17 protein-coding genes are annotated in these 13,777 nt (G+C 61.8%); 3 read left to right on the forward strand and 14 right to left on the reverse strand.

Going from position 1 to position 13,777, the window contains the following annotated elements:
• Positions 1–7: 7 nt before the first annotated feature.
• The 5 genes from SJI03_RS05305 to SJI03_RS05325 are packed head-to-tail and all read right to left on the reverse strand — an operon-like array spanning position 8 to position 4,009.
• A complete protein-coding gene (locus tag SJI03_RS05305) occupies positions 8–601 on the reverse strand; it encodes an SCO family protein (RefSeq protein ID WP_322426483.1) in 594 nt (197 codons plus the stop codon).
• On the reverse strand, positions 598–1,497 hold the full coding sequence (cyoE, locus tag SJI03_RS05310; RefSeq protein ID WP_070258805.1) for a heme o synthase: 900 nt from the start codon (positions 1,495–1,497) through the stop codon (positions 598–600). Before cyoE ends, SJI03_RS05305 begins: the two co-directional genes overlap by 4 nt.
• Positions 1,498–2,673 (reverse strand): COX15/CtaA family protein, encoded by a 1,176-nt coding sequence (locus SJI03_RS05315; RefSeq protein WP_322426876.1) that lies wholly within the window; start codon positions 2,671–2,673, stop codon positions 1,498–1,500. It lies immediately after the preceding gene.
• 18 nt (positions 2,674–2,691) lie between these two features.
• Positions 2,692–3,315 (reverse strand): cytochrome C oxidase subunit I, encoded by a 624-nt coding sequence (locus tag SJI03_RS05320; protein WP_322426484.1) that lies wholly within the window; start codon positions 3,313–3,315, stop codon positions 2,692–2,694.
• A complete protein-coding gene (locus SJI03_RS05325; RefSeq protein WP_322426485.1) occupies positions 3,296–4,009 on the reverse strand; it encodes an SURF1 family protein in 714 nt (237 codons plus the stop codon). Before SJI03_RS05325 ends, SJI03_RS05320 begins: the two co-directional genes overlap by 20 nt.
• 78 nt (positions 4,010–4,087) lie before the next feature.
• On the opposite strand from SJI03_RS05325, the gene SJI03_RS05330 reads away from it, so the two are divergent.
• Positions 4,088–4,288, forward strand: coding sequence for a twin transmembrane helix small protein (locus SJI03_RS05330; protein WP_034748996.1), 201 nt, complete (start codon positions 4,088–4,090; stop codon positions 4,286–4,288).
• Positions 4,289–4,411: 123 nt separating this feature from the next.
• Here SJI03_RS05330 and SJI03_RS05335 read toward each other — a convergent pair whose 3' ends face one another.
• The 7 genes from SJI03_RS05335 to SJI03_RS05365 all read right to left on the reverse strand — a co-directional run bounded on the left by SJI03_RS05335 (position 4,412) and on the right by SJI03_RS05365 (position 10,482).
• A complete protein-coding gene (locus SJI03_RS05335) occupies positions 4,412–5,272 on the reverse strand; it encodes a cytochrome c oxidase subunit 3 (protein WP_099379804.1) in 861 nt (286 codons plus the stop codon).
• A gap of 40 nt (positions 5,273–5,312) precedes the next feature.
• Positions 5,313–5,519 (reverse strand): DUF2970 domain-containing protein, encoded by a 207-nt coding sequence (locus SJI03_RS05340; RefSeq protein ID WP_034749002.1) that lies wholly within the window; start codon positions 5,517–5,519, stop codon positions 5,313–5,315.
• Positions 5,520–5,528: 9 nt separating this feature from the next.
• Positions 5,529–6,101, reverse strand: coding sequence for a cytochrome c oxidase assembly protein (locus SJI03_RS05345; protein WP_081344910.1), 573 nt, complete (start codon positions 6,099–6,101; stop codon positions 5,529–5,531).
• Between the two features lies 1 nt (position 6,102).
• Positions 6,103–6,219 carry a cytochrome oxidase small assembly protein gene (locus SJI03_RS05350; RefSeq protein ID WP_216350353.1) on the reverse strand — a complete coding sequence of 39 codons (117 nt, stop codon included), beginning with the start codon at positions 6,217–6,219 and terminating at the stop codon, positions 6,103–6,105.
• A gap of 53 nt (positions 6,220–6,272) precedes the next feature.
• On the reverse strand, positions 6,273–7,871 hold the full coding sequence (gene ctaD, locus SJI03_RS05355) for a cytochrome c oxidase subunit I (RefSeq protein WP_034749009.1): 1,599 nt from the start codon (positions 7,869–7,871) through the stop codon (positions 6,273–6,275).
• Positions 7,872–7,884: 13 nt separating this feature from the next.
• Positions 7,885–9,093 carry a cytochrome c oxidase subunit II gene (coxB, locus tag SJI03_RS05360; RefSeq protein WP_099379735.1) on the reverse strand — a complete coding sequence of 403 codons (1,209 nt, stop codon included), beginning with the start codon at positions 9,091–9,093 and terminating at the stop codon, positions 7,885–7,887.
• Positions 9,094–9,558: 465 nt separating this feature from the next.
• Positions 9,559–10,482, reverse strand: a complete 924-nt coding sequence (locus SJI03_RS05365; RefSeq protein WP_322426486.1) for a methyltransferase domain-containing protein — start codon at positions 10,480–10,482, stop codon at positions 9,559–9,561.
• A gap of 57 nt (positions 10,483–10,539) precedes the next feature.
• On the opposite strand from SJI03_RS05365, the gene SJI03_RS05370 reads away from it, so the two are divergent.
• Positions 10,540–11,289: a ComF family protein gene (locus SJI03_RS05370; protein ID WP_322426487.1), complete on the forward strand. Its 750-nt coding sequence runs from the start codon at positions 10,540–10,542 to the stop codon at positions 11,287–11,289.
• 25 nt (positions 11,290–11,314) lie between these two features.
• Positions 11,315–11,785, forward strand: a complete 471-nt coding sequence (gene trmL, locus SJI03_RS05375) for a tRNA (uridine(34)/cytosine(34)/5-carboxymethylaminomethyluridine(34)-2'-O)-methyltransferase TrmL (RefSeq protein ID WP_322426488.1) — start codon at positions 11,315–11,317, stop codon at positions 11,783–11,785.
• Here trmL and SJI03_RS05380 read toward each other — a convergent pair.
• Positions 11,782–12,528 (reverse strand): hypothetical protein, encoded by a 747-nt coding sequence (locus tag SJI03_RS05380; protein ID WP_158301311.1) that lies wholly within the window; start codon positions 12,526–12,528, stop codon positions 11,782–11,784. The genes trmL and SJI03_RS05380 overlap by 4 nt on opposite strands.
• 17 nt (positions 12,529–12,545) lie before the next feature.
• Positions 12,546–13,754, reverse strand: coding sequence for a hypothetical protein (locus tag SJI03_RS05385; RefSeq protein ID WP_322426489.1), 1,209 nt, complete (start codon positions 13,752–13,754; stop codon positions 12,546–12,548).
• Positions 13,755–13,777: the final 23 nt, after the last annotated feature.

Genomic DNA, 13,777 nt, shown 5'->3' on the forward strand with positions numbered 1-13,777 from the left:
GACCGGGTCAGGATAGCAGAAGTTTAAGATCGTGCGCGATGGCGGCAGGCTTTTCGCCATGGCGCACGAACAGGCGGATCTTGCCTTCGCGGTCGAAGACATAGGTGCCGGCCGTGTGGTCGACCGTGTAGCTTGCATCCGTCTCGCCCTCGACCTTGGCGTAATACACCTTGAATTCCTTGGCCACCTTGGCTGTCGCGGCCGCGTCGCCATACAGGCCCACGAAACGCTTGTCGAAGGCGGGCACGTACTGCGCCAGCAAGGCTTGCGTGTCGCGCTCGGGGTCGACGGTGACAAACAGCACTTGCACCTGCTCCGCCTGCGGACCCATCTCCTGCATCACCTGGGCCATGTCGGCCATGGTGGTGGGACACACGTCCGGGCATTGCGTGTAGCCGAAGAACATCAGCACCAGCTTGCCCTTGTAGTCGGCCAGGGTGCGCGGGTGGCCCGTGTGGTCCGTCAGCGCGAACTCGCGCGCGTAGCCGAGGCCCGTCACGTCCGTATTCTTGAAGGCCAGCTTGGTCGCGGCAGGCTTGCCGCAGCCGGCCATGACGGCGACCAGCGCGGCCGCCAACAACAGAGTCAGGTATTTTTTCATGTGCCGAGGGGAATGTAGTGGTCGACCAGCAATGCCGCGAACAGCAAGGCCAGGTAGATGATGGAAAACGTAAAGGCTTTGCGCGCGATCAAGTCCGTGTAGTGGCGGTACATCTTCCACGCGTAATACAGGAAGCCCGCGTTGAGCACCACGGCCGAAGCCAGGTAGATCAGGCCGCTCATGCGCACGGCGTACGGCAGCAAGGTGGTGGCGGCCAGCGCGATCGAGTACAGCCAGACGTGAAATTGCGTGAATTTCAAGCCGTGCGTGACGGGCAGCATGGGCAAGCCCGAGCGCGCGTAATCATCGCGGCGGTACATGGCCAGGGCCCAGAAATGCGGCGGCGTCCACACAAAGATGATCAGGACCAGCAGCCACGCCTGCATCGGCACGTCGTTGGCGACGGCGGCCCAGCCCAGCGCGGGCGGCATGGCGCCGGACAGGCCGCCGATGACGATGTTTTGCGGCGTGGCGGGTTTGAGCACCATGGTGTAGATCAGGGCGTAGCCGACAAAGGTGACAAAGGTCAGCCACATGGTCAGCGGATTGACGAGGTGGTACAGAATCGCCATGCCCAGGCCGCCGATCACCAGCGCGAACACCACCGTCTGCTTGACGGTGATGTCGCCCATGGCCATCGGGCGGCGCGCCGTGCGGGCCATACGCGCATCGATTTCGCGCTCGGCCAGGCAATTGACGGCAAACGCGGCGCCGGCCAGCAGCCAGATGCCGATGGTGCCGAACACCACCGCATGCCAGTCCGGCAACTCCTCGCTGGCCAGGAACATGCCGATGACGGCGCAAAACACGGCCAGTTGCGTCACGCGGGGCTTGGTCAGCGCCCAATACTGGGCGATGCGGGGGGATGGTTTACGGCTGATGGTCTGAGTAGTCATTTATGCGATACGGGAAGGACTGGCTGGTGCCGAGGGCACTGGCGCGGAGGCGCAAGCGCGCTTAACATTGCGCGCAACATCGAGTTGGAATTTAGCCTTGTAGTTTAACATGGTCAGCAATAACACGAGCAGCGCCGCCCCGCCGTTATGCATGACGGCAATCGACAAGGGCCAGCTCAGGTAGATGGTCGCCAGGCCCGTGGCCACCTGCAAGGTCAGCACCAGCGCCACCCAGCGTGCCGTACCGCGCAAGGACGGCAGCTTCCACGCGCGAAACACGGTATAGCCAATGCCGGCTGCCACGATGAAGGCGAAATTGCGGTGCACCCAGTGGATGGCCGTCAGCGCGGAAAACGGCAAATAGTGGCCGGCGGCCGTCTTGCCCAGCTCGCGCCACAGATGGAAACCATGCTCGAAATCCATCTCCGGAATCACCTTGCCGCCGCACAGGGGGAAATCCGTGCACGCCAGGGTGGCGTAGTTGGTGCTCACCCAGCCGCCCAGCGCGATCTGCATGGTCAACAGCACCAGCGAAAAAATGGCCAGCGCGCGCACGGGGCGCAGCACGGACTCTTCCGCATCGGCGCGCAGCAAGGGTTGGACGGCATGGTCCTGGCGCCCGCCCAGCCACGTCAGCATGGCCAGCAAGCCCATACCCAGCAACAAATGGATGGTGACGATCACCGGTTGCAACTTCAAGGTAACGGTCCAGGCGCCGAACGCGCCCTGCAGGCAGACGAACAGGAACAGCGCCGTCGGCAGCGCGGGCGCGAATTCCGCGCGTTTGCTTTTACGCCACTGGCGCCACGCCTGCACCATCATCGCCACGATCAGCACGCCAATGGCCATGGCCAGGTAGCGGTGCGTCATTTCGATCCACGCTTTCACCACCGTCACGGGGCCCGTCGGCATCAGGGTTTCCGCCGCCACGATGTGTTCGTGCGCGAGGAAGGGATTGGCAGAACCATAACAGCCTGGCCAGTCAGGACAGCCGAGGCCGGAATCGGACAGGCGCGTAAAGCCGCCAAACATGATCAGGTCGACCGTCAAAAAGACGGCAATCCACACGAGCTTGCGGTATTTATTGGCGTCCGCGGACACCCAGACCATGGTCAGCGGCAGCAGCGCCACCAGCAAACCAGTCAGACCCAGCTGGGCCAGCGCGGAGAGATGCATCGTCGGCATGCAGACTCCTCAACCGATCGCCGAAGCTTTGAGCAGCTTGGCGATGTCTTTCTTGATCTTGTTCGGGTCCGCATCCTTCGGGAAGCGCATCATCAGATTGCCCAGCGGATCGATCAGGTAGAAATGGTCGCTGGTCTTGCCGCCCGGCTCCACGGGCAGCCAGGCTTTCAAGGCATCGTTATTCACGCGCAGCATGCTGGTGCCATCGAATTCGCGCATCACCAGGGTGTCAAGCGGCTGGGCGTCCGTCACCAGCCAGACCCGTTCCAGGCGTTCGCGCTCCTTGCCCTGCATGAGGCGCAGTTGTTGCATGTCAAACAATTGCTTCTTGCATGCTTCCTGGCAATCGGATGGCCCCGTTTGCAGCAGCACCCACTTGCCCTTGAACTGGGCCAGCGGTGACGCCTTGCCATCGAGTTCCGTCACCTGCAGCTGGGCTTCCGGTATCGGATGCAAACGGGGATCGATCAGGGCGCCGTAATTGTTGCGGCCCGTGGGCTTGATGATGTAATACGTGAAATACGAAGCGATGATGGGAAAGGCGCACACGGCCACGACGGCCAGCAATTTCCACCGTCCTTGTGCCTGTTTATTGCTGCTGTCTTGCGTTGCGTCAGGGTTGTTTGTTTGCACGTCGAAATCCTGTAAAGACAAAAAATAAAAAAGCCATCAGTGCCAGTGCGTACCACTGGAAGGCATAGCCGCGGTGCTTGTCGGCGCCCAGGTCGGGCGCCGGCCAGTCGCGCACGGGAAGCTGGCTGGACGCTGGCACCGCTGCTGAATCGACTGGATTGACTGTTTGTTCGAGGATGAAAGGTTGCAAGGCCAGGCCGCTGGCCTGGGCCAGCTGGCCGATATCGGCATTCTGCACGATGGCGTGCGGTGCCAGGGGCGGCGCCGTGCCCAGCTCCATCACATGGCCCGCGTTCAGGCGCGCGATGCCGGAAATCGTCACTGTGCCAGCCGGTGTAACGTAGTCGGGAATGCGCGTGCGCTCAGCATTGTTGCGCGGCAGCCAGCCCTGCGCCACCAGCACGTGCATGGGGGAGCCATCGATCTGAAATGGCGTGAGCACGTGGAAACCTGCCTGGCCCTTGTAAGGACGGTTATCCAGGTACACCGTCCAGGCGGGCACAAAGCGGCCCGTCACGGTGACGCGGCGATACTCGATCGCCTGCGCGTCGGCCGGCAGCATGGGGGCGGCGCTCAATGCCAGCGGCGCGGCCTGGTTGCCAGCTTCCAGCCGGGCGGCACGGGCGACTTTCTCGTCGCCACGGCGCTGCTGCCATTGCGCCAGCGACACGCCCAGGGCCACCAGTAGCAGCATTACAACAAATGGAATCCATCTAAAATGGAAGCGGATACGCATTACAATGAAACCTCCTCAAGCCTGGCGCTACCATCCATGAAAATCCTCGTTGCCATTGCCTTCATCCTGATCCTGGGCAGCCTGGGCTCGGCCCTGTTCTTCCTCATGCGCGACAAGGGCAAGAGCAACCGCACCGTGCAGGCGCTGGCCCTGCGCGTGGGCTTGTCGATCACCCTGTTTTTACTGATCCTGCTGGCGCACAAGCTCGGCTATATCCAGCCGACGGGAATTCATTAAGGCTCGACATTGCCTGATTGGCAAATTCTTCACACTAAGAAAAAAGCCGTACCCAGGATCTCCCGGTACGGCTTTTTTTATGGTGCCGGCGCGCCCTTCAACCACGCGCGCCCTGCCCCGCCATTATAACCAATACACGACCACGTACAGGCCCAGCCAGACGACGTCGACAAAGTGCCAGTACCAGGCGGCGCCTTCAAAGCCGAAGTGGTGATCGGGCGTGAAGTGGCCTTTCAGCACGCGGTACAGGATGACGGACAGCATGATGGCGCCCAGGGTCACGTGGAAGCCGTGGAAGCCCGTCAGCATGAAGAAGGTGGCGCCGTAGATGCCGGACGTCAATTTCAAGTTCAGTTCGCTGTAGGCGTGCACGTATTCATACACCTGGAAGCCCATGAAGATGGCGCCCAGCAAAATCGTGGCGAACAGGAACAGGGCAGTCATGCCGCGGTGACCGGCGCGCAGCGCGTGGTGCGAGATGGTCAAGGTGACGCCCGACAGCAGCAGCAAGGCCGTATTGATGGTCGGAATCCAGAACGGCGTCATGGTGGTAAATTCCTGCACCGTGCCGGCCGGGCCCGTATTGCCCCAGTGGGCGGCGAAGTCGGGCCAGATCACCTTGTGGTCCAGGTCGGCCAGCCACGGCATCGAGATGCTGCGCGCATAGAACAGGGCGCCGAAGAAAGCGGCGAAGAACATGACTTCCGAAAAGATAAACCAGCTCATGCTCCAGCGGAAGGAGTGGTCGATGCGCTCGCTGTACAGGCCCTGCTCCGATTCGCTGATGGCGTCGCCGAACCAGAAATACAGCACCAGCAGGATGCCGGCGATGCCCAGGTAATTCACGTACGGGCCCCAGGAGACGTCGTTGACCCAGGCCGAGGCGCCGATCATGGTCAGCAGCAGGCTGGCGCCGCCCAGCATGGGCCAGCGCGACGGGCCGGGCACGAAATAATAAGGTACGGCGGCGTGGTTGGAACTCATCATCATCTCCTCAAAAACTTATAGGGTGGTTTTTTATAATTTATAAAACGACGAATTTAACAATTGAAATCAGGATGCCGATCAGGCAAGCCACCACCAGGAAGCCGGCGATGACGATGTGCACGGGATTGAGCTTGGCCGAATCCGTGTCGAAATCGCTCTTGCGGCGCAGACCCGTGAATGACCACACGACGGCGCGCAGCGAATACAGGAACGACGCTTTTTCAGGCTGCTTGGATTCGCCCATGGCACTCTCCTATTGGACGGCCGGCGTCTGAGCCTGGCTCAGACCGGCAATCTCGAAAAACGTGTACGACAGGGTGATGGTTTTCACCTCTTTCGGCAGGGCCGGATCGAGGAAGAACACCACCGGCATCTGCCGCGCCTCGTGGGGTTTCAAGGTCTGCTGCTTGAAGCAGAAGCACTCGACCTTCTTGAAATGCGGCGTGGCGCTCTGCGGCGCGTAGCTGGGAATAGCTTGCGCATTGACGACGCGGTTTTGCGTGTTGACCACTTCATACATGACGGTTACCAGTTCGCCCGGATGCACCTGCATGCTCGACACGGTCGGACGGAAGCGCCATGGCCCCTGCGCATTGCCGTCGAACTCGACGGTGATGCTGCGCGTCGTGTCGACCTGCGTATTGTTGTCGTAAGCTACCGTGCCATCTTTTTGCGTCAGCACATTAATGCCCATCACTTCGCAAATCTGCTTGTAGACGGGAATCAGGGCATAGCCAAAGCCAAACATCAGGACGGCAATGACGATCAGCTTGCCCAGCATCTTGCGGTTCAGGCCGCGTGTTTCCTGTTGGTGGGGCGTCGTCACGTCAGAGCCACATGCGCTTGACGAACACGGACAGGAAGAAGAAGGCCGCCAGGGCCCCCAGTATCAGCCCGGTACGCAGGTTGTTCGGTTTTTTACGCTCAGTTTTCACTTCGGTCATGACAGGCACTTTATTCAAGACGGGCCGCGCAACACGCCGGCCCGGGATACCCATTATTTCACTGTCGGCGGCGTTTCAAACGTGTGGAAAGGCGCCGGGCTCGGCACGGTCCATTCCAGGCCTTCCGCACCTTCCCATGGTTTCGCTGGCGCAGCCTTGCCGCCGCGGATGGTCGGCAAGACCACGAAGAACAGGAAGTACACCTGCATCAGGCCAAAACCGAAGCCGCCGATCGAGGCGATCATGTTGAAGTCGGTGAACTGCGCCGGATAGTCGGCGTAGCGGCGCGGCATGCCGGCCAGGCCCAGGAAGTGCATCGGAAAGAAGGTCACGTTGAACGTGATCAGCGACAGCCAGAAGTGGATCTTGCCGCGCGTCTCGTTGTACATGTGGCCCGTCCATTTCGGCGACCAGTAGTAGAAGCCGGCGAACAGGGCAAACAGCGAACCGGCCACCAGCACGTAGTGGAAATGCGCCACCACATAATAGGTATCCTGCAACTGGATGTCGATCGGCGTGACGGCCAGGATCAGGCCCGTGAAGCCGCCCATGGTAAACACGAAGATGAAGCCCACCGAGAACAGCATCGGCGTCTCGAACGTCATGGAACCCTTCCACATCGTGGCGATCCAGTTGAACACTTTCACGCCCGTCGGCACGGCGATCAGCATGGTCGCGTACATGAAGAACAGCTGGCTGGTCACCGGCATGCCGGTGGTAAACATGTGGTGCGCCCAGACGATGAAGGACAGGATCGCGATCGACGCCGTGGCGTACACCATCGAGGCGTAGCCGAACAAGGGTTTACGGGCAAACGCAGGCAGAATCTGCGAGACAATGCCGAAGGCTGGCAAGATCATGATGTAGACCTCGGGATGGCCGAAGAACCAGAAGATGTGCTGGTACATGACGGGGTCGCCGCCGCCTGCCGCGTTAAAGAAGGACGTGCCGAAATGGCGGTCCGTCAGGGTCATGGTAATGGCGCCGGCCAGCACGGGCATGACGGCGATCAACAGATACGCGGTAATCAGCCAGGTCCAGCAGAACATCGGCATTTTCATCAGGGTCATGCCAGGGGCGCGCATGTTCAGGATGGTAACGATGATATTGATCGAACCCATGATGGACGAGGCGCCCATCAGATGCATGGCAAAAATGGCCATGTCCATGCCAGGGCCCATCTGCGTCGACAGCGGCGCATACAGGGTCCAGCCGGCAGCCGTGGCGCCGCCCGGCACGAGAAAGGACGTGGCCAGCAGCAGCGCGGCCGGCGGCAGCAGCCAGAACGAGAAGTTGTTCATGCGGGCAAAGGCCATGTCGGAGGCGCCCACTTGCAGCGGGATCATCCAGTTGGCGTAGCCGACGAAGGCCGGCATGATGGCGCCAAACACCATCACCAGGCCGTGCATGGTGGTCAGTTGATTGAAAAATTCGGGGTGAAAAAATTGCAAGCCTGGGTGAAACAGTTCCGTACGGATCATCAGGGCCAGTACGCCGCCCGACAGCAACATGATGAACGAGAACCACAGGTACAAGGTACCGATATCTTTATGATTGGTGGCAAACAGCCAGCGGCGGTAGCCAGTCGGGTGGTCGTGGGCATGGTCGTGATCGTGACCGGCGTGGTCCAAGGTGCTCGTGCTAGTACTCATATGCGGCTCCTAATTACTTGCGTGCAGCCACGACTTCGGCTGGTTGAACGATGTTCTCTGCGGCCTTGTTCGACCAGGTATTGCGCGTGTAAGTGATCACTGCGGCAATTTCCGTGTCGGACAGCTGTTTCCAGGCTGGCATTTCAGCGGGATACTTGCCGCTCTTTTGCCCGTTCAGCAAGACGTGGATCTGATCCGCTTTCGGACCGTTCACCACGGCCGAGCCGTCCAGCGGCGCGAACGCACCGGGCACGCCCTTGCCGGTCGCCTGGTGGCAAACCACGCAGTTGGCCGCATACACTTTCTCGCCCTTGACCTTCAATTCGTCGATGGTCCACACCTTGCTTGGATCATCGGCCAATGCCGCCATTTCCTTTTGTTTTACATCAACCCAGGCCTTGTAGTCATCGGCCGAGACAACCTTGACGACGATGGGCATGAACGCGTGCTCCTTGCCGCACAGCTCGGCGCAATTGCCGCGGAAGGTGCCAATATGGTCAGCCTTGAACCACGTGTCGCGCACGAAACCGGGAATTGCATCCTGCTTGACGCCAAAGGCGGGCACGGACCAGGCGTGGATGACGTCGTTGGCCGTCAGCACCACGCGGATCTTCTTGTTGACCGGCACGACGACTTCATTGTCGACTTCAATCAGGTAGTTTTCGCCCCGTTTTTCCGTCGGCGGCACGCCAGGCGCACCCACTTGCGAGCGCGGCGTGGCCAGGTTGGAAAGGAAGGAAATGCCTTCGCCCTCGCCTTTCAGGTAGTCATAGCCCCATTTCCACTGCATGCCGGTGGCCTTGATGGTGATGTCGGCGTTCGAGGTATCCTTCATGCCGACCACGGTGCGCGTGGCAGGCAGGGCCATGCCGATGACAATCAGGAAAGGCACGACGGTCCAGGCGATCTCGACGGTGGTGCTTTCGTGGAAAGTGGCCGGTTTGTGGCCCAGGGACTTGCGGTGCTTGAAGATGGAATAGAACATGACGCCGAACACGGCTACGAAGATCACCAGGCAGATGATCATCATCAGGGTGTGCAAATCGTAGATTTCATGGGCGATCTGTGTCGCCGGCGGTTGCAGATTCATTTCGAACGGCACGGGACCGCCGGTGCCGGGATAGGTGCCGGCAGCCGGTGCCGCCGTGGCCCATCGCCCGATGCCAAACGCTGTCAAAGACAGCCCGAGCAGCAACGATTGAAGTCGCTTTGCATGTGTCATGTTTTCCCCAACCACCCAAAAATAATGATATTTTAAACGGCTGCGGACTTCTCCGTACTGGACCGCTGCCGCTCCTCCATGAAAGCAACACGGCCAGAATGCGGCCATGTGCGTCAAGCACCAGCGAATTCCATGCTGGCTGCCGACGCCAAAACGCTGACGGACAACCATGCTGGAACCCTGTTTTTCTTCCCCACACTGAAATGGCCTTGTGTGGAAGATGGTTACTATACTAATGCAGTAACTTCGAATTAGTCTTGCTTTGTTTTTTTTATTTTGTATGCAGCCCTTGTTTTTTCTACTTAACAAGCTGACAAACAATCAACGATTATAATCAAGTAAACTTGAATCCATCAAGCAATAATCGGCTTTGTGCGCGCCCTTCTCCCGGCCGCCGCGCGCTTTGCAACGGTTGCTGCAACATCCATGCGCGGATGGCGACCAAGTGTCGGTTTCTTTACGCTTTTATTTGGGTTTTCGCGGCAGGTCGAAGCGGATGATCGCCTCGCCATTGCGCGTCACGCGCGGCGCGGGACGGAAGGCGTGGCCATAGATCACCTCGAAACTCAGACCCAGCTTGCCATCGGGACGGCGCATCTTTTCCAGCGCGGCCAGCATGCGCTGCCAGGCCGCCTTGCCCATCAGACCGCGCCGCCGCGTGGTCAGCGGATTGCCGCCAAAGGCGCGCACGTCCGCCAGCAATTTTTCCGCCGTGTCGTAGGTGACAGTGATGATTTCCATGTCCAGCACGGGCGTGGAAAAACCCGTCTCGACCAGCATGTCGCCAAAGTCGTGCATGTCGACAAAGGGCAAGGCATGCGGATATAAATCGGCCTCGGCAAAGGCGTCGCGCACTTCGCGGAAGGTGTCGGGACCGAAACAGGAAAACATCAGCAAGCCATCGAGACGCAGCGCGCGCCGCCATTCGGCAAACACACGGTCGGGCTGGGCATGCCAATGCAGCGCCAGGTTCGACCACACGAGGTCGATGCTGCCCTGCGCCAGCGGCAAATCGCCGAGGTCGCCGCACAATAAATCCACGCCCGCCTTAGCCGGCAGCAGTTTGCTGAGGAACTGGTTCAGGCTCGCCAGTTTCGACGCGGGCGCGCGCGCCGCCTGCATCATCGCTTGCGCTGCATCGAGACCGATAATCTGCGCAGCGGGATAATCCTTTTGCAACTGCGCCAGATCCGCGCCAGGCCCGCAGCCGGCGTCGAGCACGCGGTGCGGCGTGATTTTCACCAGCTCCAGGCGCTCGTGCATGCGTGCCGACACTTCGCGGCGCAGGAAGTCCGATGGCGCGACGCGCACCGGACGGGAAAAGAAATCGCGTACTTGCACCGCATCGATGGGCGCACTCATTTTGGGCGGACTGGTGGGAACTGGCATGTTGAAACCGGTGAGGTGAGATAATGTCGGCAGTGTACATGGAACGACGCCATCGCGATGCGGACGGCCACCCAACTCCGCCTTGAGGCCGCCTGGCAGGCGCTGCGCCAGTGGCTGGGCGCCACGGTGCTGCCGGCCCAGTGCGCGCTGTGCGGCATCGGCTGCCCGCAAGTGCTGTGCCCGCCCTGCCGCGCGCAGTATCTGGGTCTGCTGCGCCCCCGCTGCCGCCAGTGCGCCAATCCGCTCGACGATGTGGCAACACTGTGCGGACGCTGTTTACGCCACAGGCCCGCGTATGACGCCACCGTCACGGCGTTTGACTATGCGGCGCCCATCGACCAGCTACTGCTGCAACTGAAATTCGGCGCGCGCCTGGCGCTGGCGCCCCTGTTGGCAAAGCTGCTGTATGTTGCCATTCAGCAACAACCGGCTTGGGAGGCGCCGCAACTGCTATGTCCCGTGCCGCTGGGCCCGACCCGGCTGGCCGAACGGGGGTTTAATCAGGCGCTGGAAATTGCCCGCCCGCTGGCGCGCCTGATGGACGTGCCTTTACAGCCCCGCCTGGCGCAGCGGGTGCGCGAAACCCGGGCGCAAAGCGGCGTGGCGCCGCAGGAACGGCAAGCCAACCTGGCGCACGCGTTCGCCATCGCGCCGGAACACGCGCCGTCATTGCAAGGGTGCCATGTCGGCATCGTCGACGACGTGATGAGCAGCGGCCATACCGTCAACGCGCTGGCGGCCGCCTGCAAGAGCGCAGGCGCGGCCAGGGTCAGCATATTGGTGGTGGCGCGCACGCCGCCGCATTGAATTAGTTATATATGAGGAGAGCATTTTGTTTCACGTTGTTTTGGTAGAACCTGAAATCCCGCCCAATACGGGCAACGTCATCCGCCTGTGCGCGAACACGGGCGCGCAGCTGCACCTGATCGAACCGCTGGGCTTTCCACTCGACGATGCCAAGATGAAGCGCGCCGGCCTCGATTACCACGATTACGCCAAGATGAAGGTGCACAAGAACTGGGACGCGTTCCTGGCCGATACCCAGCCCGACCCGGCCCGCATGTTCGCCATGACGACGCGCGGCTCGCGCCCGTTCGGCGACGTGGCCTTCCTCCCGGGCGACGTGTTCGTGTTCGGCTCGGAAACAAAAGGCCTCGATCCGGCCCTGCGCGACGGTTTTCCTGCCGAGCAACGCATCCGCCTGCCGATGCGCCCCGATAACCGCAGTTTGAATCTGTCGAATACGGTGGCCGTGGTCGTCTACGAGGCTTGGCGCCAGCACGGCTACTCTGGGGGAGCTTAACGCTGCGCCAACTGCGGCGCGGCACCGTCCGCATCCAGCATCACCAGTTGCGTGCGCAGGTCGCGCGTGGCGGCCAGCTTGCCGTTCACGTACAAATTCGTCTTGACGCCATACACGCCCTGCGACACGCCGGCCGGCAAGGTCAGCTCGAACGAGTTTTCAAAGCGCCCGCCCGACTTGTTGTTGCTGGCCAGGGATTTCGAACCGGACTTGAATGGCTGGCCTTGCGGGTCGAGCACCACCAGCTCTTCACGCACGTCGTTGACGCTTTGCGCGCTGCCGTTGACCAGCTCCACCACCGAATTCACCTTGAACGGCTGGCCGCGCTTGACGGTCGACGCGCTCAGCTGCGGCGTGTACGACACCACTTGCGGTTCGCGCGGCAACGCACCGCGTGTGCGGATGTAGTCGCGGTCCGCCTGCGCCGCCGTCTTGGTCTGGCGCGAATTGACATTGATGGCCAGGCAACCGGCCGCCGCCAGGCCGCCGCCGATGGCCGCGCCCTTCAGCGCGCCATTCTTGCCGCCTGCCAGCGCACCCAGCAGCGCCCCCACGGCCGCGCCGGCCGCGGCCGTCGTGCCTACGCTGCACGGGTCCTCATCCGTGGCCGCCTGGCTTCCACCTTGCGGATAGGAAGCGTCCTGGCGCACGCCGTTCGGGCTCATCGGCGCCGTGGCGCAGCCGGCCAGCATGGCCGCGATGGTCAGCGCAGCGGCCGTCCGCAAGGTGGTGTGATTCAGCATGATGATTTCCCAGATTTCTAATTGATCGTTGTTTCCGTCTGCAGCACTTGCCGTTCGCGCTCGCGGATGCGGCGCGACAGATTGTCGATGCGCGCATTGCCCGGATCGACGCGACGCGCGCTTTCCAGATACGTCTTCGCCGCATCGAACTTACCTTCCAGCAAAGAACGCTCGGCATCGCGCAAGAACGATTGCGCCATTTCGTTGCGCATGGCCGCGCCGCTATCGACGGACGGCGTTTCCGGCGGACGGCGTTCGGCCACCGCTGGACGTTCGACCGCGCGCGCGGGCGCAGGTTCCGTTGGCACGACGCGGGCCGGTGCCGTTTCCACGGGTGTCGGGGCAGGCTCCGCTGCCGCAGACAGTGCCTGCACATCGGCCTTCAACTGCGGCAATTCCACCGCTTCGCGGTCGATGGCTTCCAGCCGGGCGATGCCATTTCTTGCCGCCGTCGCATCCTTGCCATCGAGCGCCTGGCGCACGCCCACCAGCACGGACGCGGCTGCCGCCTGCTGGCGCGCCAGCTGCTTGCGCAAGGAATCCACGCTCGATGCGCCCGCGCAATCAACGTCAAGCCCGGCAATGCCCCTGACCGCGCTTTGCAATTGATGCCCATCAATATTGCGCTCGATGGCGCGCACGCCGCGCTGGCAACTACCCGATGCGGCGCCGGCCTTGCCGATCGCCGCCTGCAAATCGTCCGCCTTGGCGCTGGACTTGCCCGTACACACATTCTTTGCCGTCGCCAGCTTCTGGCGGGCGCCGTCCAGGCTGCCATTTGCCACCAATTTCAGGCCGCTGTCGATGGCGTCATTGCAGACCGATTCATTCTTGCCACCCGGCTTGCCATTCATGTAGACGATGACGACTGCCAGCACGGCAAGGCCGCCCAGCCAGCGCAGCCACTTGCGCGGCGGCGATGACCGTTCGGTTGATGCCGGTGGCGCTGCCGGCACGGGCTTCGGCACGGCTTTCGGCTGGGCCGGCTTAGGCGGCGCTGGCGGCGGTACGGCCGCCGGCGCGGACACCGGCACCGGCGGTGGTTTCGGCTTCGGCGCGGGCGCCACCGGCACGGGCGGCGGCTTGGACGCTACTGGCGGCGGCACGGGCAGCGGAGGTGGCACGGCCACAGCTGGCCTGGCCGCGCCAGCCACCGCGTGGCCACAGTACGGGCAATGGCTGACAACGGTCCACAGGCCCGTCTTGCATTTGTTGCAGATATCCAAAACTAATCCTTCATTCCAACGTC

Origin of the sequence: Janthinobacterium sp. GMG1, assembly GCF_034427795.1 — a bacterium.
GTDB lineage: Bacteria > Pseudomonadota > Gammaproteobacteria > Burkholderiales > Burkholderiaceae_D > Janthinobacterium.